A 24,925-nucleotide genomic window follows, 5' to 3' on the forward strand; every position below is an offset into this window, starting at 1 on the left:
GCGCGGACTCACAGTCGAGCATACCGACCGGTAGGGAGGGTGGGGAGCCCTCGTCCGCGGTGGGCCGCCCGGCGCAGACAGCCGTCCCCAGACGCCCGCACCCCGCACCCCGCACCCCGCACCCCGCCGGACCGAACCCCGCCGGACCGAACCCGTCGCCGTGACGCCGTCAGTCCAGCACCCGAGCCAGATACGCCCGCAGCAGCTCCCGAGCCTCCGCGATGATCCGCTCATCCCCTTCCGGCGCCATCCGGAAGGCGAGGTGGACCAGGGTGTCGGCGGTCTCGACGGCGATGAGGAAGGTGCGGCGCAGATCGCCGTCCGGCTCGCGGCCGAGGTAGCCGGAGAGCAGTTCGGTGAGGCGGTCGGCGACACGGTGGTTGGGTTCGCCGCGGGTGCCGACCGGGATCTGGTTGCCGAAGTCGACGAGCGAGAAGCCGGGCGCGGTGCGCTTCATGGCGAGGTACTCGTCCAGCACCGCGTCCATGGCCGCGCGCCAGCCTCCGTCGCCGGTCCGCTCCAGGCGCTCGGTGACGCGGGCGGTGTAGCGCTCGAGGTTGCGCTGCGCGAGGGCGTCGGCCATCTGACGCTTGTTGCCGAAGAAGCGGTAGACCGAGCCGATGGGGACGCCGGCACGCTGGGCGACGGCCCGGGTGCTCAGGTCGTCGTAGCCGACCTCGTCGAGGAGGTCGGCACAGGCGTCGAGGATCCGGGTGAGCCGTTCGGCACTGCGCCGCTGCACGGGCGCCCGGCGTAGCGATGCGGGGTGGGGCACGCTGTTCATGATGCCTTTCCGGCTCGGTCGGGTGAACCTCGGCCCTCGATACGGGGACGGGCGCCCGGTTCGCTCAGCGCTGCGGCGGAAGTGGTCGACGTCGGCGTCACGGTCGTCTCCGCCCCCGACGCCGTGAGGTCGGCCGTGCTCTCGACGGGCGTGCCGTCCACCGCCCACACCGTGCCGTCGTCGGCGTGCAGCTGGACGGTGACGTGGTGCGTGCCGCGCGGGACGGGCCTGGCCATGGCCCGGGGCTGCGCGCCGGCCGGCGGTTGCACCTCGATGCCCACCTGCCGCGCGTGGCCCTCATCCGCCTCGCGATGGCGCCGCCCGTCGCCGTCCGTGTCGTCGAGGACCCTGCCCACCGGGGACGGCGGCACTCCACTGGCCCCCCGCTCCCGGGCAGCGCCGGAGCCGCAGCCCACGGTTCCGGTCAGCAGCAGGACACAGACCGCGAGCGCGGTGAGAGGCGTCCGCGTCCACGACATGCCCGGGAGACTAGAACACCCCTCCGACAGTCGGATCCCCTGGAGTCGGGTCGAGTCCGGTTCCGGTCGTCCCGCCGGATGAGGTCCGGCCGATCTCTTGCGTCCGCGAAAACGCAATCCTACGGTGATGCATAGGAATCAGATCTCAAGGGAGTGATCATGAGCGGGGACGCGCGGAAGACCGCGGAAGGGCTGACCTACCTCTCCGGTTTCGGCAACGAGCACAGTTCGGAGGCGGTACCGGGCACCCTCCCCCAGGGCCGCAACTCACCACAGCGCGCACCGCTGGGGCTCTACGCCGAGCAGCTGAGCGGAACGGCGTTCACCGAACCGAGGGCACACAACCGCCGCTCGTGGCTGTACCGCATCCGCCCGTCGGCCGCGCATCCGGCGTTCACGCGCATGGACAACGGCGGGATCCGCACGGCCCCCTTCACGGAATCCGTCCCGGACCCCAACCGCCTGCGCTGGAACCCCCTGCCCGAGCCGGCGCCGGGGACCGACTTCCTCGCCGGCCTGTGGACCCTGGGCGGCAACGGCGACGCGACCCAGCGCACCGGCATGGCCGTGCACCTCTACCACGCCAACGCCTCGATGGACCGCGTCTTCAGCGACGCCGACGGCGAGCTGCTGATCGTCCCGGAGCGCGGCGGACTGCTGCTGCGCACGGAGTTCGGACCGCTGCATGGGGAGCCCGGACATGTGGCGCTGATTCCACGTGGGGTGCGCTTCCGTGTGGAGCTGCTGGACGACTCCGCCCGGGGTTATGTGTGCGAGAACTACGGGGCGCCCTTCCACCTCCCCGACCTGGGTCCGATCGGCGCCAACGGCCTCGCGAACGCCCGGGACTTCATGGCGCCGGTCGCCGCGTACGAGGACGTCGAGGGCCCGGTGGAGGTGGTCAACAAGTTCTGCGGCAACCTCTGGACCGCGACCTACGACCACTCCCCGCTCGACGTGGTCGCCTGGCACGGCAACCACGTGCCGTACGTCTACGACCTGCGCCGTTTCAATGTGCTCGGCACCATCTCGTACGACCACCCGGACCCGTCGATCTTCACGGTCCTGACCTCTCCCTCGGACACCCCGGGGCTGGCCGGCGTCGACTTCGTGGTGTTCGCGCCGCGCTGGCTGGTGGGCGAGGACACCTTCCGGCCGCCGTACTTCCACCGGAACGTGATGAGCGAGTACATGGGCCTCATCGAGGGCGCCTACGACGCGAAGGCGGAGGGCTTCGTGCCCGGCGGCGGCTCGCTGCACAACATGATGTCGGCGCACGGTCCGGACCGGGAGACGTTCGACAAGGCGAGCGCCGCCGAGCTGAGGCCGCAGAAGGTCGACGACGGACTCGCCTTCATGTTCGAGACGCGCTGGCCGGTGACGCTCACCCCGCACGCGGCCCGGGCGGAACACCTGCAACAGCGCTACGACGACGTCTGGCAGGGCCTGGAGCGGCACTTCCGCCCCTTGCACTGAGCATTCCCGACCGGTACGGATGGCCCGTGACCTCCTTCGCCCCGGACTCGATCGTCCTGAACCGCAAGCTGCCGCTCTGGTACCAGGTGTCGCAGTCGCTGCGCGCCTCGATCCTCGGCCGCTCACCCCAGGACCCGCTTCGGCTGCCCACCGAGGAGCAGTTGGCCGGGCACTACGGGGTGAGCGTGCTGACCATGCGGCAGGCGCTGAAGGAGCTGGAGGACGAGGGCCTGATCACGCGCCACCGCAGACGCGGCACGTTCATCGAGCCGGACGCCCGCCGGGGCACCCCCGTGCGACTGCTCGGCTCGGTGGACGCGATCGTGGCCCAGCAGTCCGGCATGGCCACCGAACTGCTGGACCACGGCAAGGCGCCGGTGCCGGCCGAACTCGCCGAGTACTTCCCGGACGTCGACGAGCTGGCGACGTACCACCGCCTGCGCAGCGACGAGAAGACGGGCGAGCCCACCAACCACGCCCGCAACTACGTCCGCCCCGAACTCGCCGCCCGCATCGACCTGGACGACCTGGTCCGCTGGCCGATGACCAAGGTGCTGCGGGACGTCGTCGGGGCGGACATCGGCCGCATCACGGACACCGTGGAGGCCCGCCTCGCGGACCCGGAGACGGCGCGGCTGCTCCAAGTCCCGCTGCTGAGCCCGATCCTGCACTACACGGGCGTGACGTACGACATGGCCGGGCAGGTGCTGGACGCGGCGGTCATCCACTACCGCGGTGACCGCTTCTCCTTCACGGTGACCCTGGACGCCACGTGAGCGCTCCGCCGGCGGCGCGGTGCTGAACCCGCGAGTCGGTGGGGGCCGGTCGCACCCACGCGTGGAGCCGCATATCGGCACAGACCCGCGCCCCTCGGGGCGCTCGACACGTCGTACGATGCCCAGCGTGACGCACGACGACGCTCCGCCGCTGGCGGACCTCATGCCGTGGTCCGTCGCACCGCCGCGGCTCGGCCGGGGGTGGCCGACGGGTCCCGACGCCGCGTCCCTGAAGGCCCGCTGGGACGCCTTCGTGAAGGCCGACGGTCCGGGCCGGGAGGCCCTGCTGGAGCCGACGCGCTCGCGCACCCTGCACTCGGCGGTCGGTCAGCTGCCCGGCCAGTCCACCCGCACGGAGAAACTGGTCCGCGCCTCGGGGCCCTGCCCGGAGCCGGTGCGTGTCCTGTGCGCCCCGTTCGACGAGCAGTGGCTGATCCCGGACCACCGCCTGATCGACGCCGCGCGCCCGGAGTTGTGGCGGGTGGCGGACGAGCACCAGGTCTTCGTCCTGGAGGCGCCAGGTTCCGCCCTGCTGGCGACCTCCCTGCTGCCGCTGCTCCGCCCGGGCCGCGTCCGCCCCCTCTACCGCCGCCCGGGCGGCACGGAGCCCAACCTGGCGCCGGGTCTCATGGAGCACCTGCGGGACCGGCTCGGCGGACCGGTCGAGCCGCTGGACGTCCTCGCCTGGACGCTGGTGACCGCACGCCCGGACCTCACCGTCCCCCTCACCGACGACCCCGAACTCTGGGCCCTCGCTGTGGAGTCGGGTCACCGCGCGCTGTGGCTGATGCGCCGCGACGGCGACCGTCCCAAGCTGCCGGGCGGCCGCCGCCCGTACGTCCGGGCGCCACTCCCCTCCCGTCCCCTCACACTCGCGTACGACCGGGACGAGGAAGCCCTGTTGCTGGACGAGGGCCGTATCGCACCGGTCCCACCGGAGGCATGGGACTTCGAGGTGGGCGGCGTCAAGGTGCTGGAGCAGTGGTTCACCGCCCGCGTCACGGAGCCGGAGCCGGGCACCCTGGCCGCGATCCGCCCGGCGACCTGGCCGCAGGCGTGGACATCGGAACTGCTGGAGCTGATCACGGTCCTGGCGCTGCTGGCCGAGCCCCGGCCACTGGACCAGGAGCTGACGTCCACCATCACGGCGACCGACCTCCGTGAGGCCGGAGTCCTGCCGGTCCCGGAGCCGGCCCGCAGGCCGGCGTCGGTGCTGGACGGACCCGAGGAGGGCCCGGAAGGGCAACTCGCGCTGATCTGACGCCGGTCGGGGTCGAAGGCGTCCAGCACCCGTTCCAGCGCCCGTCTGAACACCGCTTCCAGATCGATCGGTGAGCCGGGCGGCGGTGCCGCTCGGGCAGGCGGCCGCCGACCTGGTCGTGACGGCCGCGGGGACGGTGCCGTTCCTGCTGGTGGGGCTCGCGGTGGGCTGGCGGATCGAGGGGTCCGCGCTCGAAGCGGCCGACGCCTTGGGCCTGTTGCCGCTGTTCCGGTTCGCGACGACCTGGGTCGGGATGTGGTGCGCGGTACTGCTCGCGGTGTTCGCGCCGCTCGCCGTACGCCGGTACGCGCGTGGCGAGCGGTGAGCGGCGGGTGAGCGCGTCGCCGTGCGCGGTCGTCGAGTGGTGACGGTCGCCGAGTGGTGACGGTCGTCCGGCGACAGCCGTGCACGGCGAAGGTGTCAGGCGCGGGTCGTGGCCGATGAGCGGGATCGGGACGGGGGGAGCCGGGGGGATGTGCCCGCGCTCGGGCGGTACTCCGGGGCGCCGCTGTCTGCCGTGGGGATGACGGACGGCGACAGCGCGATACGGCGCCGGGGCGGAAGTGACCTACCGAGCGCGGGCCTCGTAGTCGCTCCAGGAGCGCCGGTGCGACTCAGCGCCCGCCGAACAGCGAACGGCGCAGCCGACGCAGGGGGGCGAAGAGCGAGACGCGGCGAACCCGTGCACCGCGGTCGCTGCGAGTCTGCGTGGTGTCACGCGTGGTCAGTTCACGCATCAGCGAGGTCGCCTCGGCCGCCTCCGTCTGCGGCACGGCGGGACCCGCCAGCACCGACAGATGGCGGTCGAGGCGCGAACTGGTCGCGCTGCTCCCGCAGGTGATCGCAGGGACCCTGGCCCTGCTGCGCACTGTTATCTGTTCCATGTCACTCCCCACCCGTACGAGTCCACCCGGCCCGGGCAGGTTAACCCTATCGCCTGGGCCGGGCACTCGTGTATCGCGGTCTCAGGATTCACCTTCCCCGTAAGGGTGTTGACAACTCGTCTGCGATTACTCTCCGAATCCAACCGATTTCAGGGCGAGTTGGACAAGTGGCTGGCTGGTGGGTTGCGGCGAGCCTCCGTCCGGCTCGACGGTCACAGCCAGTGACGTCGCGGATGTGTCGAGACCGGAGGCGATCAAGGGCGTGTCGCCGTCGAGGAGCCCGAGGGAGCGCGGTTGTGCGTCGGGGCGCATGAGCCAGAGCTGGTGCACTCGACCGTTCGGCAACTCGCCGTATCCGCTCAGAGTGACGATCGCCCGCCCCTTGGACGCGGAGGCGACCACTCCGATCGTGCGGCCCTGCGCGTCCTCACCGGCGGTCGCGCGGGCGTCGGGGGCGGCGAGAACGTTAGCGATCTCACTTGCCCGGGCCCGTTGGGCGTCCAGTTGATCCTGCGTCCGGTCGGCCTGGACGGCGAACAGGGAGGCGACGACGAGGGCCGCGGCGGCCGTGACCGTGGCGAACGGCACGAGCAAGGGGCGTGCCCCGCGCGCACGGGTGCGCGGCGGCGGCTGGGTGCCCCACACGTGCGGCGGCAACTGAGTGGCACGCGCGCGTGCCTGCTCCCGCCCGGCGGGCTCCTGCGGGGTGGTGCGTACGGCGGCCAGGACCCGGTCGCGCATCGCGGCCGGCGCCGGGGCGGCCGTCGACCAGGCGAGGCGGACGGCGTCCTCGGCCAGGACCCGCACCTCGGCCGCACAGCCGGCGCAGGTCTTCAGATGCTTCTCGAAGCGCAGCCGCTCGACGGGTTCCAGGGCGTCGAGGGCGTAGGGGGCGGCGAGGGAGTGCAGATCCTCGCGCCGCAGAAGGCGGCCGACGAAGCTCACGCGACACCTCCCAGGCATTTGCGCAGCTGGGTGAGTCCGTCGCGCATACGGGTCTTGACCGTGCCCAGCGGCAGGGAGAGCCGCTCGGCCACTTCACGGTAGGTGTAGCCCTCGTAGTAGGCGAGGGTGACCGACTGGCGCTGTAACGCGGTGAGCCGGTCCAGGCAGCGGCGCACCCACTCGCGTTCGAGACCTGCCTCGACCTCCTCGGCGACATGGTCGAAGGCCGGGTGGTTCGCACGGAGCGCCTCGCGCTGTTCCCGCTCGCCGGCCGCGCGGGCGCTGCGCACCCGGTCGACTGCGCGGCGATGGGCGAGGGTGAGGACCCAGGACAGGGCGCTGCCCCGTCCGGGGTCGAACTTCGGGGCGGACCGCCACAGTTCGAGCAGCACTTCCTGGGCCACCTCCTCCGACTGGGCGGGGTCGCGCAGCACGCGCCGCACGAGCCCGTACACCGGCCCGGACACCAGCCCGTACAGCCGCTCGAACGCGTTCTGGTCGCCGCCCGCCACGAGCACCAGCAGCTCGTCCGCCTCCAACTCGTCTCCCCCTCCAGCAAGACCGCATCCCGGCCGTCCCGTCCCACGAGGTATTCGCACGGCACACACCTCCGGATGGGGTTACGGATCAGGGGCCCGAAAACGCGGGTGTCCCGCCGATGAAACAACTTCGCGGTTCCGCCGTAAGAACGCTTGGGATTCGACCAATCCACCCTGGCGACGGCTCCGAATCGGGTGCGTCAGGCAAGTTGGCACTGAGGACGGACGGCATGACACCTAATTCCAGGAGCGGTGCGGGACGCAGGGGACTCGTGACCCTCGTATGTGGTGCGCTGGCCGCCGGAGGGCTCGCAGCCGCCGGCGTGACCGCGCTGGAACCGGGGGCGGCCGCCGCCTCCAGCCACCGGGAGGCCCCGCTGATCTCGGGGACCCCGCAGTACGACAACACGGACGTGTACGCGTTCGTCAGCCCGGACAAGCCGGACACGACGACGATCATCGCGAACTGGATCCCGTTCGAGGAGCCGGCCGGCGGACCGAACTTCTTCACGTTCGCCGAGGACGCCCAGTACGACCTCCACATCGACAACAACGGTGACGCGCAGGGCGACCTGCTCTACCGCTTCACCTTCGACACGCACGTCAAGAACAAGAAGACGTTCCTGTACAACACGGGTCCGGTCGAGAGCCTGGACGACGCCGACCTCAACATCACGCAGACCTACGACATCGAGCTGCTCAAGCTCAAGGACCAGCAGCTGCTGTCGAAGACGAAGATCGCCAACGACGTCCCGGTGGCGCCGTCGAACGTCGGCAAGGCGTCGATGCCGGACTACGCCAAGCTGCGCGAACAGGCCGTCCACAAGCTCGCGGGCGACGCCACGGCGTTCGCCGGGCAGGCCGACGACCCGTTCTTCCTGGACCTGCGGGTCTTCGACCTGCTGTACGGCGGGAACCTCTCCGAGGTCGGCAACGACACGCTCAAGGGCTACAACGTCAATTCCATAGCCCTCCAGGTCCCGAACCACATGATCGCCGAGTCGGCGGAGCAGCCGATCGTCGGCATCTGGTCGACGACCCAGCGCAAGAACGCCCAGGGCCACTTCCAGCAGGTCTCGCGTCTGGGCAGCCCGCTGGTGAACGAGGTCGTGAACCCCCTCAAGGACAAGGACACGTTCAACGCGTCCGCGCCCGGGGACGACGCCCAGTTCCTGAAGAACGTCACCAACCCCGAGCTGCCGAAGCTCATCGAGGCGATCTACAAGATCCCGGCGCCCGCCGAGCCGCGCGACGACCTGGTCGACGTCTTCCTCAAGGGCGTGAAGGACCTCAACCAGCCGCCGCACGTCACGCCGTCCGAGATGCTCCGCCTGAACACCTCGATCAAGCCGGCCGCGGAACCCAAGCGGCTCGGCGTCCTCGACGGCGACAACGCGGGCTTCCCGAACGGCCGTCGCCTCACCGACGACGTGATCGACGCCTCGCTCCAGGTCGTCGAGGGTGAACTGCTGGGAGCGAAGAACGACTTGGGCGACGCGGTCGACAAGAACGACAAGGAGTTCGAGAAGGCATTCCCGTACCTCGCCCTGCCGACGGAGGGTTCGCGCGGCCCGCTCGCCAAGGGCACGGACGGCACGACGGACGTCCGCAGCCAGATCGGCGACGCGCTGCAGCCGGCCGGTGCCTCCGGCGGCACCGACGACATGACCCTGATCGCCGGATCGGCGGGCGCCGGCGCGCTGGGCATCCTGCTGATCGGCGGGGCCCTGATGTGGTGGCGCCGGATGCGGGACCGGGCGTACTAGGGCCTGTTGCGTCGCGCGGCAGGCGCCACTTTCGCAACCGGCCCTAGGGCCTTCGGCCCCCACAGAGCTGGCGCGGCCCGCGTAGAACTCATCCCCCACGGCGCGGGCCGCGCCGTCGGACGCGACAACTTCCGTCAACAGCAAGGCGATCGAGGAGAGGGAATGGCCCCGCGCACGAGCGACAGCGAGCCGGAGAAAGGGGAGTCCGCTGCCGATGAGCGCATCGCCGCCGTGCGGCGGGTGAGTGCCGCGAGGGGGCAGGAACGGCGGGGCGAGCTCTCGACGCCGGGCGGCCTCCTTCAGCCCGTCCGGACGCGTTGGAGGAGGAGGCCGTTCAGGCCGATCGGGGTCCAGGGGGCGGAGCCGCCCGGCGGGGTCGAAGAGGCGGAGCCCCTGGAGGAGGGGACGGGCATGGGCGGCGGGGGCGAGAAACCCGCTGAACAGCGCATCGCCGCCGTACGACGGGCCGCCGCGGCCGGACGCCGCCGACGCGCCCTCCACCTCGCCGGGTGCGCCGCCCTGCTGGCCGTCGCTCTCACCGCCGGTTCCCTCGCCCTCGGCGCCGTCCGCGACAACGGCACCCAGCACGTCATCCCCGCATCGGCCGCCGTGGCCCCGGGACTGCTCGCGAGCGGCGACCTCGACGCGGGCATCACCGCCCTCCAGGCCCATCTCCGCGACCAGCCGAGGGACTTCGGCAGCTGGTCCACCCTCGGTCTCGCCTACGTGGAACAGGCCCGCACCAAGGGCGACCCCTCCCGCTACCCCCAAGCTGAGCGGGCCTTCAAGCGCTCGCTGGAGCTGGCCGGCGGCAACGACCAGGCCCTGGCCGGCCGCGCCGCCCTGGCCGCCGCCCGGCACGACTTCGGGGACGCCCTGAAGTACGCCGACCAGGCCCTGAAGGTGAACCCCTACAGCGAACGCGCCCTGTGCACCCGTATCGACGCCCTCGTCGAACTCGGCCGCTACGCCGACGCCGCCGAGGCCGCCGACACCGCGGACGACCGCCGCCCGGGCATCCCGGTCTTCACGCGCTACGCGTACGTGCGCGAGCTGCGCGGCGACGTCGACACGGCCCGGCGGGTGCTGGAACAGGCACTCTCCTCCGCCGCCTCCCCCGGCGACATCGCCTACGTCGCCACCCAGCTCGGCCAACTCGCCTGGAACCAGGGCGACTACGAGACCGCCCTCACCCACTACGCCCGCGCCCTCGCCGCCGACGAGAACCACGTCCCCGCCCTCGAAGGCCGCGCCCGCGCGCAAGCCGCGAGCGGCGACAGGGCCGGCGCGATCGAGGGCCTGAAGGACGTCGTCTCCCGCCACCCCCTGCCCGGCCCGCTCGTCGCACTCGGCGAGCTGTACGAGGCGGCCGGCGACCAGGGCGAGGCCGACGACCAGTACGCCCTCGTCGACGCCTGGACGGCCCTCGCCCGCGCGGGCGGTGTCAACGCCGACCTCGACACCGCCCTCGCGGCCGCCGACCACGGCGACAGGGCCGCCGCCCTGCGCGCCGCCCGCGCCGAGTGGAACCGCCGCCACACCGTGCACACCGCGGACGCCCTGGCCTGGGCGCTGCACGTCAACGGCAAGGACGAGGAAGCCCTGGAGTACGCCCGCGAGGCCACGGCCACCGGCTACCGCAACGCCGCGTTCCTCCACCACCGCGGGATGATCGAGCGTGCCAACGGCAACGCCGAGGAGGCCCGCGAGCACCTCCGAGCCGCCCTGAAGCTGAACCCCGGCTTCTCACCGCTGGGCGCCCGGGAAGCCCGTGCGGCCCTGAAGGACCTGGAGGCGGCCAAGTGACGCCCCGTCGACTGCTCGCCTCAGCCGCGGCCGTCCTCACGACGACCTGCGCGCTCGCGCTGTTCGCCGCCCCCGCCGCGAGCGCACACCCGCTCGGCAACTTCACCGTCAACCGCTACGACGGCCTCGTCGCCGCCCCCGGCGAACTGCGCGTCCACCATGTCGAGGACCTCGCCGAGATCCCGGCGACCCAGGCCCGGCCCGACATCGAGAAGGCGGGCATGGTGGCGTGGGCCCGGCAACGGTGCGAGGACGCCGCGCGGGACAGCGAGGTCACCGTGGACGGCCGTACGGTCGCACTGACGCTGAACAGCAGCCACGCGCGCGTGCGGCCCGGTCAGGCCGGGCTCGACACACTCCGCGTGGAGTGCGGGCTGACGGCGCCGCTGCCCGAGGACGCCACGGTCGCCCTCGGCTTCCGGGGCGCGGGGGCGGAAGCGGGCCCCGGATGGCGGGAGATCACGGCGCGCGGCGACCGGACGACCCTCGCCGCCTCGGATGTGCCGAAGGAGTCGATCTCCCACGAACTGACCGAGTACCCCGAGGAGTTGCTCTCCTCCCCCGCCGACACCAGGAACGCGTCCCTGCGTGTGCGCCCCGGCGGACCGGCCCTCGCCGAGGCGGAGCAGGACGCCCCCGCCGCCTCCGTCCTGCCGCGCGGCGCCGACCGCTGGACCCGTGCCCTGGACGGCCTGGTCTCCCGCCAGGACCTCACCGTCGGTTTCGCCGCCCTCGCCCTGGTCATCGCGGTCTTCCTCGGCGCGATGCACGCGCTCGCCCCCGGCCACGGAAAGACGATCATGGCCGCGGTCGCGACGGCCCGCGGCGGTCAGGCCCGCATGAAGGACGTCCTGCCTCTGGCCGCCTCGGTGACGGTCACCCACACCCTGGGCGTGGTCGCCCTCGGCGTCCTGGTCACGGCCGGATCGGCGGCGGCACCGTCGGTCATCACCTGGCTGGGCATCGCGAGCGGCGTGCTGGTGACGCTGGCGGGGGTGACGCTGGTCCGCAGGGCGTGGCACATCCGCGGGCACGGTCACTCACACCGGCACGAGCACACCCACGACCACGAGCACATCCACACCCACACCCACACCCCCGAACGCGATCGGGAACCGGTTCTGGCCGCCGCGCACACGCACACCACGACGGCGCCCCACGCGCCCGCGCCCAGCCACGCTTCCCAGCACCACCACACCCCCACCCACCAGCACTCCCACTCCCACTCCCCCTCCCACTCCCACTCCCACGGCCTGCTGACCCACACCCACGGCGGCATCACCCACACCCACCCCACCGCCCCCACCCTCCGCGGCACGATCCTCCTCGGTTTCGCCGGCGGCATGGTGCCCAGCCCCTCCGCGGTCGTCGTGCTCGTCGGCGCCGCGGCGCTCGGCAAGGCGTGGTTCGGGCTGCTGCTGGTCGTGGCATACGGCGTCGGGCTCGCCCTGACCCTCACCGCGGCCGGGTACGCCGTCGTCAAGCTGGGTACGGGCGCGGCCCGGCTGCTGGACAAGCGCCCCCGCTGGACCGCGCACCCGATCACGACGTTCCTGCGCAGGGCCGCACCACTGGGATCCGCGTTCCTCGTCGTACTCCTCGGGATCGGATTGGTGTTCAAGGGGGCGGCATCCGCACTCGGCTGAGCTACTTTTGGGGAGAAATAAGACGGAGTGGAGAATTCGCACGGATGGCGAATGGGGGACGCCCGTGTCCGAAGAACCGGGCAGTGAACGTCTGATCGCGGGCCGCTACCGCCTCCTGTCCCCGCTCGGCGAGGGCGGCATGGGGACCGTGTGGCGGGCCCGTGACGAGCTGCTGCACCGCGAGGTCGCGGTCAAGGAGGTGCGTGCGCCGCACGGGCTGCCGGCTGCGGAGGTCGAGCGGATGTACGCCCGGCTGGAGCGCGAGGCGTGGGCGGCGGCGCGGGTCGCCAACCGCAACGTCGTCACGGTGTACGACGTGGCGACACAGGACGGCCGGCCCTGGATCGTCATGGAGCTGGTCCGCGGCATCTCGCTGGCCGAGCTCCTGGACGCCGAGGGCCCGCTGAGCCCCCAGCGCGCCGCGCACATCGGCGCCGAGGTGCTGTCCGCGCTGCGGGCCGCGCACGAGGCCGGGGTGCTGCACCGGGACGTGAAACCGGCCAACGTGCTGATGTCGAACGACGGCCGAGTGGTCCTGACCGACTTCGGGATCGCCATGGTCGAGGGCAGCTCCGCGCTGACCATGACCGGCGAGGTCATCGGCTCGCCCGAGTTCCTCGCCCCGGAGCGGGCCCTGGGCCGCACTCCCGGCCCGGAGTCCGACCTGTGGTCCCTCGGCGTCCTGCTCTACGCGGCCGTGGAGGGGAACTCCCCCTTCCGCCAGGACACCCCGCTCAGCACCCTGCGCGCGATCGTCGACGAGGAGTTGCCCCCACCGCGCCGGGCCGGTCCGCTCACCCCCGTCATCGAGGGGCTGCTGCGCAAGGACCCGGCCGAGCGGCTGCCGGCCGACCGGGCCGAGCAGGACCTGCGGACCGTCGGCGCGGGAGGGACGCCGCGCGCGGGCGGCGTCCGGGCCGCGCCCTACCCGCCGACGATCGCGGCCCACCCGACGCCGACCGCCCCGACGGCCCCCGTCCCGCCGCCCGGACCGACCAGGCCCGCACCGACCGCCGGACCCGCCCGGGACACCGCCCCCGACCGGCCCCGCCGCGACCGCCGCGCCGCCGCCGTCCTGGTCGCGGGCGCCCTCGCTCTCGCACTGGCGGTGGCGGGACTGACGTACGCCCTCCTCGACCGCGAGGGCGGCGGCGGGAACGAGGGAGGCGGGAGCGCCACCGGCCCGACGCAGGCCAGGACTTCGCCGGCCGGGACCGAGGACGAGAACACCACCGGCGGGGACCCGACCCCGACGCCGAGCCCGACCCCGAGCAGCAGTCGTACGACCGCTCCCCCGCCGCAGTCCGTGCGGGTGTCGCTGGTGGGCGCGAACACGGAGTACTCCGGCTCCTGTCCGCCGCCGAGCGGCGAGGCGCCGGCCTTCACGGCGACGTTCACGGTGGGGCGGCTGCCGGCCGAGGTCAGCTACCGCTGGGTGTCCGAGGACGGCGAGGTCATGGACCAGGGGTGGAAGACCCTGTCGTTCCCGGAAGGGGGCGGGCTGACCAAGCAGGACAAGGCGTTCGTGACCACGTACGACGAGAGCGGGACGTTCGAGAACGAGATCAGCGTCGAGGTGCGCGACCCGGTGGAGACGAAGTCCGACTCGGTGCCGTTCTCGGTGACCTGTGTGACGGAGACCCCGACGGACGGGGACGGGGTCTCGCCATCGCCCGCCGAGGAGCCGACCTCGTAGGAGAATCCGAGTGGTCTGACGGTGGATCAGGCCACGCTGTTCAGGACCGGCAGATAACCACCCGACTGGCCCGCGGCCGTCGGGTGGTACGACTCCGGGATGTTGAGCCAGTTGACGGCCTGCATCCATGAGTCGCCGGAGCAGATCTCGTGCCCGGTGAAGGTGGGCCGTACGTCACCGAAGGTGAACCCGTGGTCCAGGGCGCGCTTCTCGGTGGCGGCGTCGATGTAGTCGGCCGCGTCGTTGAGCGCCCGCCGCTTGGTCTCGGACAGGCCGAGGCACGTGGACACGCCCAGCTTGTAGAAGCGGGGGTAGCCGAGCACGACCACATGGGCGGAGGGGGCCCTGGTCCGGATGGCGGAGTAGACGGAGTCGAGCCTGCCGGGCAGCGTCGAGTCGACGAACGCCTTCGCGGTGTTGATCCGTGAGACGCAGGCGCTGTCGGACTGGAGCACACAGGTCGTCATGATGTCGGCGAAGCCCGCGTCGTTGCCGCCGATCGTGATGGACACGAGTGAGGTGGAGGAGTTGAGCGGGCCGAGCTGACTGGCGGTCACATCACTCGTTCGAGCGCCCGAGCACGCCGTGAAGTCGAATGACGAGGGTGAGTTCGCGGCGGCCCACAGGTACGGGTACGCCCTCGTGCTGCGCTTGCAGTCGCCGCTGGAAGTGAGGTAGCTGCCCGCTCCCAGGCCGGAGGAGTACGAGTCGCCGAGGGCCACATAGCCGCCGGTGGCGGCGGTGTCGGCGGCCTGCGCCGCGGCGGTCCCGGTCAGGACGGTGCCGACGGCGAGGAGGAGCGAGGCGACGTATGCGGTAAATCGGGAACGTCTCATGGAACCTCCCTATAGCAGGATCTCTGCCATAACCGTCGTACCAACTACGCGTGTTGACGGGAAGTGTCCATGCCAAGACTTTCCGGGCGATCAGGGGCGCATCCTGTGGATCGACTGTCGATTTTGTTTCATGTTCATGACATCATTGTTGATGACTCGTCAACTACCTTGTTCTTCACGGCGGGACCACAGATCCTTTACCTCGACCCGGAGCGGGAACGCGACGTTCCGGGCCGTGCGCGCGAGCACGCGCGCACCCCCCACATCGCGCGCGTCCCACCCGGATGCGCGCCGCCTGGAGGAGGACCCCCTCGTCATGGCACAACTGCGTAACCGCAAGCTCAGGTTCGCCGCGATATCCAGCCTGGCGGCCGCCGCCCTCGTGGGCGGACTCACCGCCCTTCCCGCCCAGGCCGCCCCGGCCGAGGGCACGGTCCTGGCCGCCGGCTCCCCCACGGCGATCAAGGACAGCTACATCGTCACACTGAAGAAGAGCGCTCGCCTGAAGGCCGCTTCGAGCGCCGGCAAGAGCCTGATCAAGGAGTACGGCGGCTCGGTGACCAGGACGTTCAGCACCGCGCTGAACGGCTACACCGCCACCCTCTCCGCCGCCGAGGCCAGGAGACTCGCCGCCGACCCGGCGGTGGCCTCGGTCGAGCAGAACCAGCGCGTCCACGTGGACGCCACGCAGTCCAACGCCCCCTGGGGCCTGGACCGCATCGACCAGACCTCCCGTCCGCTCTCGGGCACCTACACCTACCCGGACAGCGCCGGCGGCGGCGTGACGGTGTACGTCATCGACACCGGCGTCCGGATCACGCACCGCGACTTCGGCGGCCGTGCCTCGTACGGCTACGACGCGGTGGACGGCGACACCACCGCCCAGGACGGCAACGGCCACGGCACCCATGTGGCCTCCACCGTCGCGGGCGCCACCTACGGCGTCGCCAAGAAGGCGAAGGTCGTGGCGGTGCGGGTGCTGAACAACAGCGGTGGCGGCACCACGGCGGGCGTGGTCGCGGGCATCGACTGGGTGACCGCGAACCACTCGGGTCCCTCGGTCGCCAACATGTCGCTCGGCGGCGGCGCCTCGGCCGCCCTGGACACGGCCGTGCGCAACTCCATCGCCAGTGGCGTGACCTACGCCGTCGCGGCCGGCAACAACGGCGTCAACGCCTCCGCGTACTCCCCGGCCCGGGTGACCGAGGCGATCACCGTCGGCGCCAGCACCAGCACCGACGCCCGCTCCAGCTTCTCCAACTACGGCTCGGTCCTGGACGTCTTCGCGCCGGGCTCCTCGATCACGGCGGGCTGGTACACCGGGGACACGGCGACCAACACCATCTCCGGTACGTCCATGGCGTCGCCGCACGTCGCGGGCGCGGCCGCGGTGTACCTGGCGGGCCACACCTCCGCCACCCCGGCCCAGGTCGCCTCGGCGCTCACGGCCGGCGCCACCGCGGGCGTGGTCACCGGCGCCGGCGCCGGCTCGCCGAACCGGCTGCTGAAGCTCGTGCCGTGACCTGCCCCCGCACCACCTGAACCACCGTTCCCCGGAGGCCCCGCCGCCTCCGGGGAACGCCTGCGTCGAACGCGGACACGAACAGCGTCAAGAGGTCGTTCGCATCTTGACGGCCGACACGGCGCTGAGCGACATTGAAGCCCGGCATCCGGCGCTTCGGGGGGCAAAGTCGCCAATGCAGACCTTACGTATCAAGACAGCTTCGTCTCAGGACACCGAGCGGGCGCGACCAGGGCCGCGACCAGGACCGGGGAGGGACCTGACGCCGCTGCTCGCGGGCGCCGCGACGGCTGCGGGGGGATTCGGCGCGGTGCTCGCGCTGGTCGACTCGGGCTCGCCGCTGCGCGGCCCGTTCACGTTGTTCTTCCTGCTCGCGGCGCCGGCCGCGGCGATCGCCGCGGCGCTGCGCGGGCTGGAACCCTTCGGCCGCACCGTCGCCGCCGTCGCGGGCGCGGTCGTCGTCAACATGCTGGTGGCCCAGGGCATGCTGGCCGTGCACCGGTGGTCGGTACGCGGCGGGATCGTGGCGGTGACCGCGATCAGTGCTCTCCTTCTCCTGCTGGTCCTGGTACGGCGGCTGCGCGGCCGTACGACGCGAAGGCGGACTGACTGACGTGGACATCAGCGTGTACCGCCCCGGCGAGCTCGGCTCCGCCGACCGGGCGGCGTGGACCTCTTTGCAGTCCAAGGCCCATCTCCAGGGTTCGCCCGAGCTGGGCAACCCCTTCCTCTCCCCCGAGTTCGCGCTCGCGGTCGGCCGCTGCCGGCGCGGCGTGCGGATCGCGGTCGTACGGGAGGGCGGCGAGCCGGCCGCGTTCTTCCCGTTCCAGAGAACGGCGGCCGGGGTCGGACGGGCCGTCGGCCTCGGCCTCTCGGACGCCCAGGGGCTGGTGCACCGGCCCGGGTTCACCTGGGACGCCCGCGAGCTGCTGAAGGCGTGCGGACTGGCCGTGTGGGAGTTCGACCACCTGGTGGAGGGCCAGGGGCCGTTCGAGGCGGAGGCCACCGGCACGTTCCCGTCCCCGGTCATGGACGTCGACCAGGGGTACGAGGCGTATCTCGGCCGACTCCGCGAGAAATCACCGAAGTTCACGAAGAAGACCCTTGGCAGGGAACGCAAGCTCGGCCGGGAGCACGACGACGTGCGGTATGTGCACGACGAGCGCGACCCGGCCGCCCTGCTCACGCTGATGGCCTGGAAGTCCGCGCAGTACCGCAGGACCGGGCGCAGCGACCGCTTCGCGCACGAGTGGATCACCCGGCTCGTGCAGCAGCTGTTCCACACCCGCTCCGAGCCGTTCGCGGGGATCCTGTCGGTGCTGTACGCCGGCGGCAAGCCGATCGCCGCCCACTTCGGGCTGCGCACCGAGCGGGTGCTGGCCTGCTGGTTCCCGGCCTACGACCCGGAGTTCTCGAAGTACTCCCCGGGGCTGGTGCTGCATCTGCGCATGGCCGAGGCGGCCGCCGCCGACGGCATCGCCTATCTCGATCTCGGCCGGGGCCAGAAGGAGTACAAGGACTCCCTGAAGACACGCGAGCTGAGCGTGTCCGAGGGATGGGTGACCCGGCGTCACCCGGTCGCGTTCGGACACCGGGCACGCCGTGCCCCGGTCCGGGCGCTGCGCAACACCGTGCAGGCACGGCCGGAGCTGTTCGAACCGGCGGACCGGCTCCTCAAGCAGATGGGGAGGATCCGCTCGGGACGCCGGTAACGGCCGGTCCAACCCGACCGGTTACGGTCAAACCAACAAAAACGTGAGAGCTCGTTCCAGCTCTTGCCATACAGTCGCAATCATCAATACCGTCGTACATCTCACCCGCATCGGACTGTCAGCACGCGGCTCTAGGGGAGGGCTCAAGACCGCGACAGTCCCGGCGCGGGGCGCGGTAGGGGGGTGCTCGGTGACGGTGTCCGCACGTGTCGCCGAGTCGTGCCGCGCGACCGGCTGCCGGTTTTACCGGTGGTCGGCCACACATGCCAGCTCACGGTGCGCGCACGGAGATCCGTTCATCCGTGCCGTGAAGTGAGAACCCCCCTTTCGAACCGGACACAATGCCGGGCCGCCCAGGGGCGGGCGGTCCACCGGACGAGAGGGACCAGACTCATGAGCTCTGTTCTGCGCCCGGCGGTCGCGGACCAAGGTCCGTCCACAGCCGGCAAGTACCGGCCCGTCTCCTCGCACCTGGCCATCGCGCCGCCGGTGAGCGTGGTGATCCCGGCCATGAACGAGGCGGAGAACCTGCCGTACGTCTTCAAGACACTGCCGGACTGGATACACGAAGTGGTCCTGGTGGACGGCAACTCCACCGACGACACCGTCGAAGTGGCCCGTGAGCTGTGGCCGGACGTCAAGGTCGTGCGGCAGCTCGGCAAGGGCAAGGGGGATGCCCTGATCACCGGGTTCGAGGCGGCCACCGGCGACATCATCGTGATGGTCGACGCGGACGGCTCGGCCGACGGCAACGAGATCCTGTCGTACGTCTCCGCCCTCGTCTCGGGCGCCGACTTCGCCAAGGGATCCCGCTTCGCCAACGGCGGGGGCACGGACGACATGACGCCGATCCGCAAGCTCGGCAACTGGGCGCTGTGCACGGCCGTCAACCGCAAGTTCGGCGCCCGCTACACCGACCTCTGCTACGGCTACAACGCGTTCTGGCGGCACTGCCTGGACAAGATCGACCTCGACTGCACCGGCTTCGAGGTGGAGACCCTGATGAACATCCGGGTCGTCAAGGCGGGACTGAAGGTGCAGGAGATACCCAGCCACGAGTACCTCCGCATCCACGGCACGAGCAATCTGCGGGCCGTGCGGGACGGGCTGCGGGTGCTCAAGGTGATTCTGAAGGAGCGCTCCAACCGGCGTGCCCTGCGCAGCCGGACCCACCGCTCGCCGATGCTCGACTCGGTCCGGGGAGAGGCGTCTTGAGCGGTCCCGACATCTCCGTCGTGATCTGCGTGTACACCGAGGACCGCTGGGAGGACATCCTCGCGGCGGTCTCCTCGGTGCGGGCGCAGGCGTATCCGGCCCTGGAGACGCTGCTGGTCGTCGACCACAACGAGGCGCTCTCGGACCGGCTGGCCAAGGAGTACAAGGAAGCGACGGACGTGCGGGTGCTCGCCAACGCGGGCCCTCGCGGTCTGTCCGCCGGCCGCAACACCGGCATCGCCGCCTCCTACGGCGAGGTCGTCGCGTTCCTCGACGACGACGCCGTGGCCGAGCGCGACTGGCTGCGGCACTTCGCGGCCGGGTACGCCGACCCGCGCGTGATGGCCGTCGGCGGGCGCACGGAGCCGATCTGGGCGTCGGGGCGCCGACCGGACTGGTTCCCGGAGGAGTTCGACTGGGTGGTCGGCTGCACCTACCGCGGCCTGCCACACGGCCGGGTGAGGGTGCGCAACGTCCTCGGGGGCAACGCCTCCTTCCGGCGTACGGCGTTCGACTTCGCGGGCGGTTTCGCCAGCGGCATCGGGCGGGACGGCGACCGGCTGCCGCTGGGCTGCGAGGAGACGGAGCTGTGCATCCGGCTCACCCGGGCCCGGCCGGACGCGGTCCTGCTGATCGACGACCGTGCGGTGATCCACCACCGGGTGCCCGAGGCGCGTGAGCGCTTCCGGTACTTCCGCACGCGGACGTACGCCGAGGGTCTGTCGAAGGCGCTGGTGGCCCGAAGTGTGGGCGCGGACAAGGGACTTGAGTCCGAGCGCCGGTACACCACCCGGGTCCTGCCGGCCGGGGTGGCGCGTGGGCTGCGGGACGCCCTGCTGGCCCGGCCGGGCGGTGCGGGGCGGGCGGGCGCGATCGTCGCCGGGGTGCTCACGGCGGCCGGCGGGTACGTGGTGGGCAGTGTCCGGGCGCGCCGGGGCGGCGTCACGTACGCGGTGGCGGCGACGGAGGGGGAAGCGGACAACGAGGGGGGATCGAGATGAGCGAGCCGCGCGTACCGATCCTGATGTACCACGCCGTGTCCAGCGCGCCGAACGACGCCACCCGCGATCTGTCGGTGACGCCGGAGGCGTTCGCGGAGCAGATGGCGCTGATCGGCGACCTGGGTCTGACCCCGGTCACCACCGCCGATCTCGCCGCACGCTGGCGCTCGGGCGGGCCGCTGCCCGAGCGGCCGGTGCTGATCACCTTCGACGACGGCTACGAGGGCGTGCACCGGCACGCCCTGCCCGTGCTCGCCAAGCACCGCTTCGCGGCCACGGTGTTCGTCTCGACGGGCTGGCTGAAGGGCCCGCACGACACGGGCGGCGGACTGGACACCATGCTCGACTGGGACCAGGTCCGTGAACTCGCCGAGGCGGACGTCGAGATCGGCGGCCACAGCCACACGCATCCGCAGCTGGACCAGCTCCCGGACGGCAGGCTGCGCTCCGAGCTGATCCTCTGCAAGGAGATCATCTCGGACCAGCTCGGCACCGCCCCGGCGTCGTTCGCGTACCCCTACGGCTACTCCAGCCGCCGGGTGCGCGAGGCGGTGCGCGAGACGGGGTACGCCCAGGCGCTCGCCGTCAACAACGGTCTCGCGCGGCGGCGGCAGGGGCCGTACGCCCTCACCCGTCTGACCGTGCGCCGCACCACCGGTGTCGAGGAGTTCCGGCGGATGGTCGAGGGGCGTGCGATCGCCCGCGCCTTCGCCGGGGACCGTGCCCTCACCAAGGGGTACGCCCTGGTCCGCAGAGCACGACAGGTCCGCCGGAAGGCCATGCGTTCCCGTGTCTGACACGACGACCACGACCGAGCCCGCGTCGACCGACGCGGCGGCGCCCGAGCAGTCGGGGCGCCGGCTTCGCCTGCCCGGCATGGGCGGGTCCCCCGGGGGCGGTCAGCTGTTCCGCAACGCCTACGCCCTGATGATCAACACCGGCATCTCCGCCGTGCTGGGGCTCGGATTCTGGTTGGCCGCGGCCCGCTACTACTCCGAGTCCGCGGTCGGCCAGGGTTCCGCCGCCATCGCCGCGATGAAGTTCCTCGCGGGGCTGACGGCGGTGGCGCTGACGGGGGCGCTGGCGCGGTTCATCCCGGTGGCGGGACGCGGGAGCGGCCGGCTCGTCTTCCGGACGTACGCGGGCAGTTGCGTGGTGGTGGCGCTGGCCGCGGTCGTCTTCCTGCTGACGCTGGACCTGTGGGGGCCGTCGTACCGGTTCCTGCACGGGGCGGCGGGCGGGATCTTCTTCGTCGTGGCCGTCATCGCCTGGAACCTGCTCACGCTCCAGGACGGTGTGCTGACCGGGCTGCGCAGCGCGGTGTGGGTGCCGGTCGGCAACACGGTGTTCTCGGCGGTCAAGCTGGGTCTGCTGGTGGCCTTCGCGGTGGCGATCCCCACCGCCGGTGTCTTCGTGTCGTGGGTGGCCGCGATCGCGGTGTCGGTGCTGCCGCTGGGCTGGCTGGTGTTCCGGCGCCTGGTGCCACGCCATGTGGCGGCGACCGAGGAGCACGCCCGCCCGCCGTCCCTGAGGGAGATCGGGAGGTTCCTGGCGGGCGACTACACCGGGTCGCTGTTCTCGCTGGCCGTGGTCTATCTCATCCCCGTGATCGTGGCCGCGCAGGTCTCCGCCGAGGACAACGCCTACTTCTACATCACGGCCACCATCGGCGGCACGGTCAACCTGCTCGCCATCAACATGGGCGCCTCCCTCACGGTCGAGGGCTCGCACGACCCGAGGCGGCTGGCGGCCAACACCCGGGCGGCGCTGCGGCGCATGGCGCGGATCATGGTGCCGGTCTGCACGGTCCTGTTCTTCGGGGCTCCCTGGATCCTGGGCGTCTTCGGCCAGGGTTACGCCGACGCCGCCACCCCGTTGCTGCGCTGGTTCGCCGTCGGCGCGCTGCTGCGAGTCGTGATGGAGACGTACTTCGCGGTCCTGCGCGCCCAGAGCCGCACCGCCGGACTGGCCTGGCTGCAGGGCCTGTTGTGCGCCCTGGTGCTCGGACTGACGCTGCTGCTGCTCCCCCGCATGGGGCTGACCGGTGCCGGGGTCGCCGAGATCGTCTCCCTCGCGGTGATCGTCGCGATCGCCGCGCCCAAGCTGTACCGGACCGCTCGGGCCACCGCGTCCGAAGTGCCCGAGGACGCGGCCCCGGACGGTGATCTCGCCGACCTGGGGGCACGCGAGGTGCCCGAGGGGGCGCGCAAGCGGGGGTCCGCCTGGGCTCTCGACAGCGACACCCTCGCCCTCGGCGTCCACGTCGACTTCGACCATCTGGAACGCCGGCCCGACGTCCGTCCGGGACCGGGCACGCCCCCCACGGGCACGCCGCTCGTCCGCCCGGAGCACCGGCCGACCTGGGCGCGCAAGCCCGAGGTGGGGCTGCCGGTCGAAGAACGGGAGCCGGGCTCGGAGGCGTCGCTGGGGCCGGCGGAGGTGGACGCGCCGTTCGACGGGGCCGTGGCGGAGGAACGCGAGGAGGCCGTCGTACGGGAAGAAACGCCGATGCACGAAGAGGCCGTACGACAGCCCGTCGCGCCCTCGCCCACCTGGCGTGAGCGCCTGCTGCCCACCCGGCTCGGGGTCGTCCTCGGCTGTCTGCTGGTCGCGGCGCTGCTGCTGTACTGGGTGCCCGCGCTGCGGCTCGGCGAGGCCGACCTGGACGGCATGGGCGGGCTCGGGCTGATCTCGGTGCTGCCGATGCCGACGCTGGTCGGGGCCGCGCTGCTGGCGGTGGTGTTCGCCTCGCTGCTGTGGCTGGGCCGGGAGCACAAGGCGTTGCTGCTGGTCACACTGCTCGCGACGGTCGTGTCGCTGCACTCCCTGCCCGCGCTGATCGAGACCGAGCCGCGGTTCGCGACGGCCTGGCAGCACCTCGGCTTCCTCGACTACATCGACCGCACCGGGTCGGCCGTGCCCGACCTGGACGCGCGCTGGAGCTGGCCGGGCTTCTTCGCGGTGGCCGCGTTCGCCGCGAAGGCGTGCGGGGTCGGCGACCTCACCGAGGTCATCCGCTGGTGGCCACTGGCCATGCAACTGCTGTACCTGGTTCCGATGTTCCTGCTGGTGCGCTCGATGCGGGCGAGCTGGCGGGCCAAGTGGACCGGCATCTGGGTGTTCGTGCTCAGCGGCTGGGTGGGCCAGGACTACTTCTCGCCGCAGGGCTTCACCTATCTGCTGTACCTGGTGTTCGCGGCGATCCTGCTGGTCTGGTTCCGGGCGCCGCGCGTGATCTGGACGAAGCGACGGCCCGGCGAGGTCGAGGTCGAGCCGGCCGACCGACGGCAGCGGGCCGTCCTGCTCGTGATCGTGATCGGGCTGTTCGCGGCGAGCGTCCCGGCCCACCAGCTCACGCCGTTCGTGATGCTGGGCGTGCTGACGGGTCTCGTCCTGATCGGCAAGTCCGAACTGCGGGGCCTGCCGATCCTGTTCGGCGTCATGGTGACGGTCTGGATCGGTTTCCTGGCCGAGCCGTACTGGTCGGGGCACTTCGACGAACTCTTCGGCGGGGTCGGCGGCGTCGGCTCCAATGTGTCGTCCTCCGTCTCCGGCCGGATCGAGGGCGGCAGTTCGACGCACAAGCTCGTGCTGTACACCCGCGTGCTGCTGGCCGGCGGTGTGATGGCCATGGCCTGCTGGGGCTGGTGGCGCCGGCGCTTCCACCACTACCGGGAGCGCTCGCTGCTCGTCCTCACCTTCGTGCCGTTCCTGGGCTTCGGCATGCAGTCGTACGGCGGTGAGATGGCACTCCGGGTCTTCATGTTCGCCCTCCCGGGCGCGGCCCTGCTCGCCGGACTCGCCCTCTTCCCGCGCACGGGCGTCACCGCGAAGGAGCGCGACAAGGACCGGGTGAGCCTCGCCCCGCTGGCCGCGCTGATGGCGGGCCTGGTCCTCATGGGCGGCTTCCTGGTGGCCCGGTGGGGCAACGAGCCGTTCGAGCGGGTCCGGCCCGGCGAGGTCGCCGCCATGGAGTACGTGTACGCCCATGACGATCCGAGCCTGCGGCTGCTGTGGCTGAGCGACGACCCGGTCAACGTCGTGACGCCGTCGATGCCGTGGGGCTCACGGGACATGGAGAAGGTGGAGTACCTGCCGACTCTGGCGCCGGCCGACCCGGTGCTGGTGTCGGGGCTGGTGAAGGCGCTGAAGGACGCCGGCCCGAACTCCTACCTGATGATCAACCGCGGTCAGGTCACCTATCTCCGGATGGACGTGGGCTATTCGGCGACCTGGGAGTCGCGGCTGATCCAGAACCTGGACAGGCGGCAGGAGCTGAGGAAGGTCTTCGTCAACGCCGACGTGACGATGTACGCGCTCAGGAAGCAGCCGGCGGGCGAGGTCCCGAAGGCCGATCCCGGTCCGATCGGGCCGCAGGTGACCTGGACGCCGTGGTCGGTGGTCGGGGGGCTCGCGGCGGTCGCGCTGATCCTGCTGCTGATGGTCCGCGAGATCGTCCGGGTCGCGGTGGCGCCCGGTGTGCGGCAACTGCGGTGGCTGCAGAGCAGCTTCTGGTTCTCGCTGCCGCTGCTGGCGGTGCTGCTGGCTTCGCTGGTGCAGCGGTTCCTGACGATCAAGTAG

Annotated in this window: 20 protein-coding genes and 1 pseudogene; 15 read left to right on the forward strand and 6 right to left on the reverse strand. The window is 71.8% G+C overall.

The genetic code is table 11. From position 1 onward, the window contains the following. Positions 1-169 precede the first annotated feature (169 nt). A complete protein-coding gene (locus tag ABZ078_RS11595) occupies positions 170-784 on the reverse strand; it encodes a TetR/AcrR family transcriptional regulator (RefSeq protein ID WP_356574079.1) in 615 nt (204 codons plus the stop codon). Next, positions 781-1,263, reverse strand: a complete 483-nt coding sequence (locus ABZ078_RS11600; protein ID WP_356574081.1) for a hypothetical protein — start codon at positions 1,261-1,263, stop codon at positions 781-783. The genes ABZ078_RS11595 and ABZ078_RS11600 overlap by 4 nt, the downstream gene beginning before the upstream one ends. 159 nt (positions 1,264-1,422) lie before the next feature. Between ABZ078_RS11600 and hmgA the strand changes: the two genes are divergently transcribed. The 4 genes and pseudogenes from hmgA to ABZ078_RS11620 all read left to right on the forward strand — a co-directional run. After that, a complete protein-coding gene (gene hmgA / locus ABZ078_RS11605; protein WP_356574083.1) occupies positions 1,423-2,739 on the forward strand; it encodes a homogentisate 1,2-dioxygenase in 1,317 nt (438 codons plus the stop codon). Positions 2,740-2,765: 26 nt separating this feature from the next. Next, a complete protein-coding gene (locus tag ABZ078_RS11610) occupies positions 2,766-3,515 on the forward strand; it encodes a GntR family transcriptional regulator (RefSeq protein ID WP_356574085.1) in 750 nt (249 codons plus the stop codon). 118 nt (positions 3,516-3,633) lie between these two features. Further along, on the forward strand, positions 3,634-4,776 hold the full coding sequence (locus ABZ078_RS11615) for a type ISP restriction/modification enzyme (RefSeq protein ID WP_356574087.1): 1,143 nt from the start codon (positions 3,634-3,636) through the stop codon (positions 4,774-4,776). A 73-nt stretch (positions 4,777-4,849) separates the two neighbouring features. Continuing rightward, a pseudogene (locus ABZ078_RS11620) lies at positions 4,850-5,101 on the forward strand (hypothetical protein); the annotation flags it as partial. A 289-nt stretch (positions 5,102-5,390) separates the two neighbouring features. On the opposite strand, the gene ABZ078_RS11625 reads toward ABZ078_RS11620, so the two are convergent. The 3 genes from ABZ078_RS11625 to ABZ078_RS11635 form a co-directional block, all read right to left on the reverse strand. Continuing rightward, entirely contained in the window at positions 5,391-5,660 is a 270-nt protein-coding gene (locus ABZ078_RS11625; protein ID WP_356574089.1) for a hypothetical protein, read from the reverse strand. 126 nt (positions 5,661-5,786) lie between these two features. Beyond that, on the reverse strand, positions 5,787-6,605 hold the full coding sequence (locus ABZ078_RS11630; protein ID WP_356574091.1) for an anti-sigma factor: 819 nt from the start codon (positions 6,603-6,605) through the stop codon (positions 5,787-5,789). Beyond that, positions 6,602-7,144 (reverse strand): sigma-70 family RNA polymerase sigma factor, encoded by a 543-nt coding sequence (locus ABZ078_RS11635; RefSeq protein ID WP_356574093.1) that lies wholly within the window; start codon positions 7,142-7,144, stop codon positions 6,602-6,604. Before ABZ078_RS11635 ends, ABZ078_RS11630 begins: the two co-directional genes overlap by 4 nt. A 230-nt stretch (positions 7,145-7,374) precedes the next feature. On the opposite strand from ABZ078_RS11635, the gene ABZ078_RS11640 reads away from it, so the two are divergent. The 4 genes from ABZ078_RS11640 to ABZ078_RS11655 all read left to right on the forward strand — a co-directional run bounded on the left by ABZ078_RS11640 (position 7,375) and on the right by ABZ078_RS11655 (position 14,058). After that, positions 7,375-8,910, forward strand: a complete 1,536-nt coding sequence (locus ABZ078_RS11640; protein ID WP_356574095.1) for a DUF4331 domain-containing protein — start codon at positions 7,375-7,377, stop codon at positions 8,908-8,910. A 162-nt stretch (positions 8,911-9,072) separates the two neighbouring features. Beyond that, positions 9,073-10,716: a tetratricopeptide repeat protein gene (locus tag ABZ078_RS11645; protein WP_356574097.1), complete on the forward strand. Its 1,644-nt coding sequence runs from the start codon at positions 9,073-9,075 to the stop codon at positions 10,714-10,716. Continuing rightward, positions 10,713-12,362, forward strand: coding sequence for a nickel transporter (locus ABZ078_RS11650; protein ID WP_356574099.1), 1,650 nt, complete (start codon positions 10,713-10,715; stop codon positions 12,360-12,362). The genes ABZ078_RS11645 and ABZ078_RS11650 overlap by 4 nt, the downstream gene beginning before the upstream one ends. A gap of 64 nt (positions 12,363-12,426) precedes the next feature. Then, positions 12,427-14,058, forward strand: coding sequence for a serine/threonine-protein kinase (locus ABZ078_RS11655; protein ID WP_356574101.1), 1,632 nt, complete (start codon positions 12,427-12,429; stop codon positions 14,056-14,058). A 26-nt stretch (positions 14,059-14,084) separates the two neighbouring features. Here ABZ078_RS11655 and ABZ078_RS11660 read toward each other — a convergent pair whose 3' ends face one another. Continuing rightward, positions 14,085-14,894 carry an SGNH/GDSL hydrolase family protein gene (locus ABZ078_RS11660; protein ID WP_356574103.1) on the reverse strand — a complete coding sequence of 270 codons (810 nt, stop codon included), beginning with the start codon at positions 14,892-14,894 and terminating at the stop codon, positions 14,085-14,087. 316 nt (positions 14,895-15,210) lie between these two features. Here ABZ078_RS11660 and ABZ078_RS11665 point away from each other — a divergent pair, with 316 nt between their 5' ends. The 7 genes from ABZ078_RS11665 to ABZ078_RS11695 all read left to right on the forward strand — a co-directional run bounded on the left by ABZ078_RS11665 (position 15,211) and on the right by ABZ078_RS11695 (position 24,925). Then, the gene (locus ABZ078_RS11665; RefSeq protein ID WP_356574105.1) at positions 15,211-16,416 is read left to right on the forward strand and encodes a S8 family peptidase; all 1,206 of its coding nucleotides are present in this window, start codon (positions 15,211-15,213) and stop codon (positions 16,414-16,416) included. A 175-nt stretch (positions 16,417-16,591) separates the two neighbouring features. Continuing rightward, positions 16,592-17,029, forward strand: a complete 438-nt coding sequence (locus ABZ078_RS11670; RefSeq protein WP_356574107.1) for a hypothetical protein — start codon at positions 16,592-16,594, stop codon at positions 17,027-17,029. A 1-nt stretch (position 17,030) separates the two neighbouring features. Further along, a complete protein-coding gene (locus ABZ078_RS11675) occupies positions 17,031-18,128 on the forward strand; it encodes a GNAT family N-acetyltransferase (RefSeq protein ID WP_356574108.1) in 1,098 nt (365 codons plus the stop codon). A gap of 393 nt (positions 18,129-18,521) precedes the next feature. Beyond that, a complete protein-coding gene (locus ABZ078_RS11680) occupies positions 18,522-19,343 on the forward strand; it encodes a glycosyltransferase family 2 protein (protein ID WP_356574110.1) in 822 nt (273 codons plus the stop codon). Further along, a complete protein-coding gene (locus tag ABZ078_RS11685) occupies positions 19,340-20,344 on the forward strand; it encodes a glycosyltransferase family 2 protein (RefSeq protein ID WP_356574112.1) in 1,005 nt (334 codons plus the stop codon). The genes ABZ078_RS11680 and ABZ078_RS11685 overlap by 4 nt, the downstream gene beginning before the upstream one ends. Further along, on the forward strand, positions 20,341-21,141 hold the full coding sequence (locus tag ABZ078_RS11690) for a polysaccharide deacetylase family protein (protein WP_356574114.1): 801 nt from the start codon (positions 20,341-20,343) through the stop codon (positions 21,139-21,141). The genes ABZ078_RS11685 and ABZ078_RS11690 overlap by 4 nt, the downstream gene beginning before the upstream one ends. Then, positions 21,134-24,925, forward strand: a complete 3,792-nt coding sequence (locus ABZ078_RS11695; RefSeq protein WP_356574116.1) for a lipopolysaccharide biosynthesis protein — start codon at positions 21,134-21,136, stop codon at positions 24,923-24,925. Before ABZ078_RS11690 ends, ABZ078_RS11695 begins: the two co-directional genes overlap by 8 nt.

Origin of the sequence: Streptomyces sp. NPDC006385, assembly GCF_040612485.1 — a bacterium.
GTDB lineage: Bacteria > Actinomycetota > Actinomycetes > Streptomycetales > Streptomycetaceae > Streptomyces.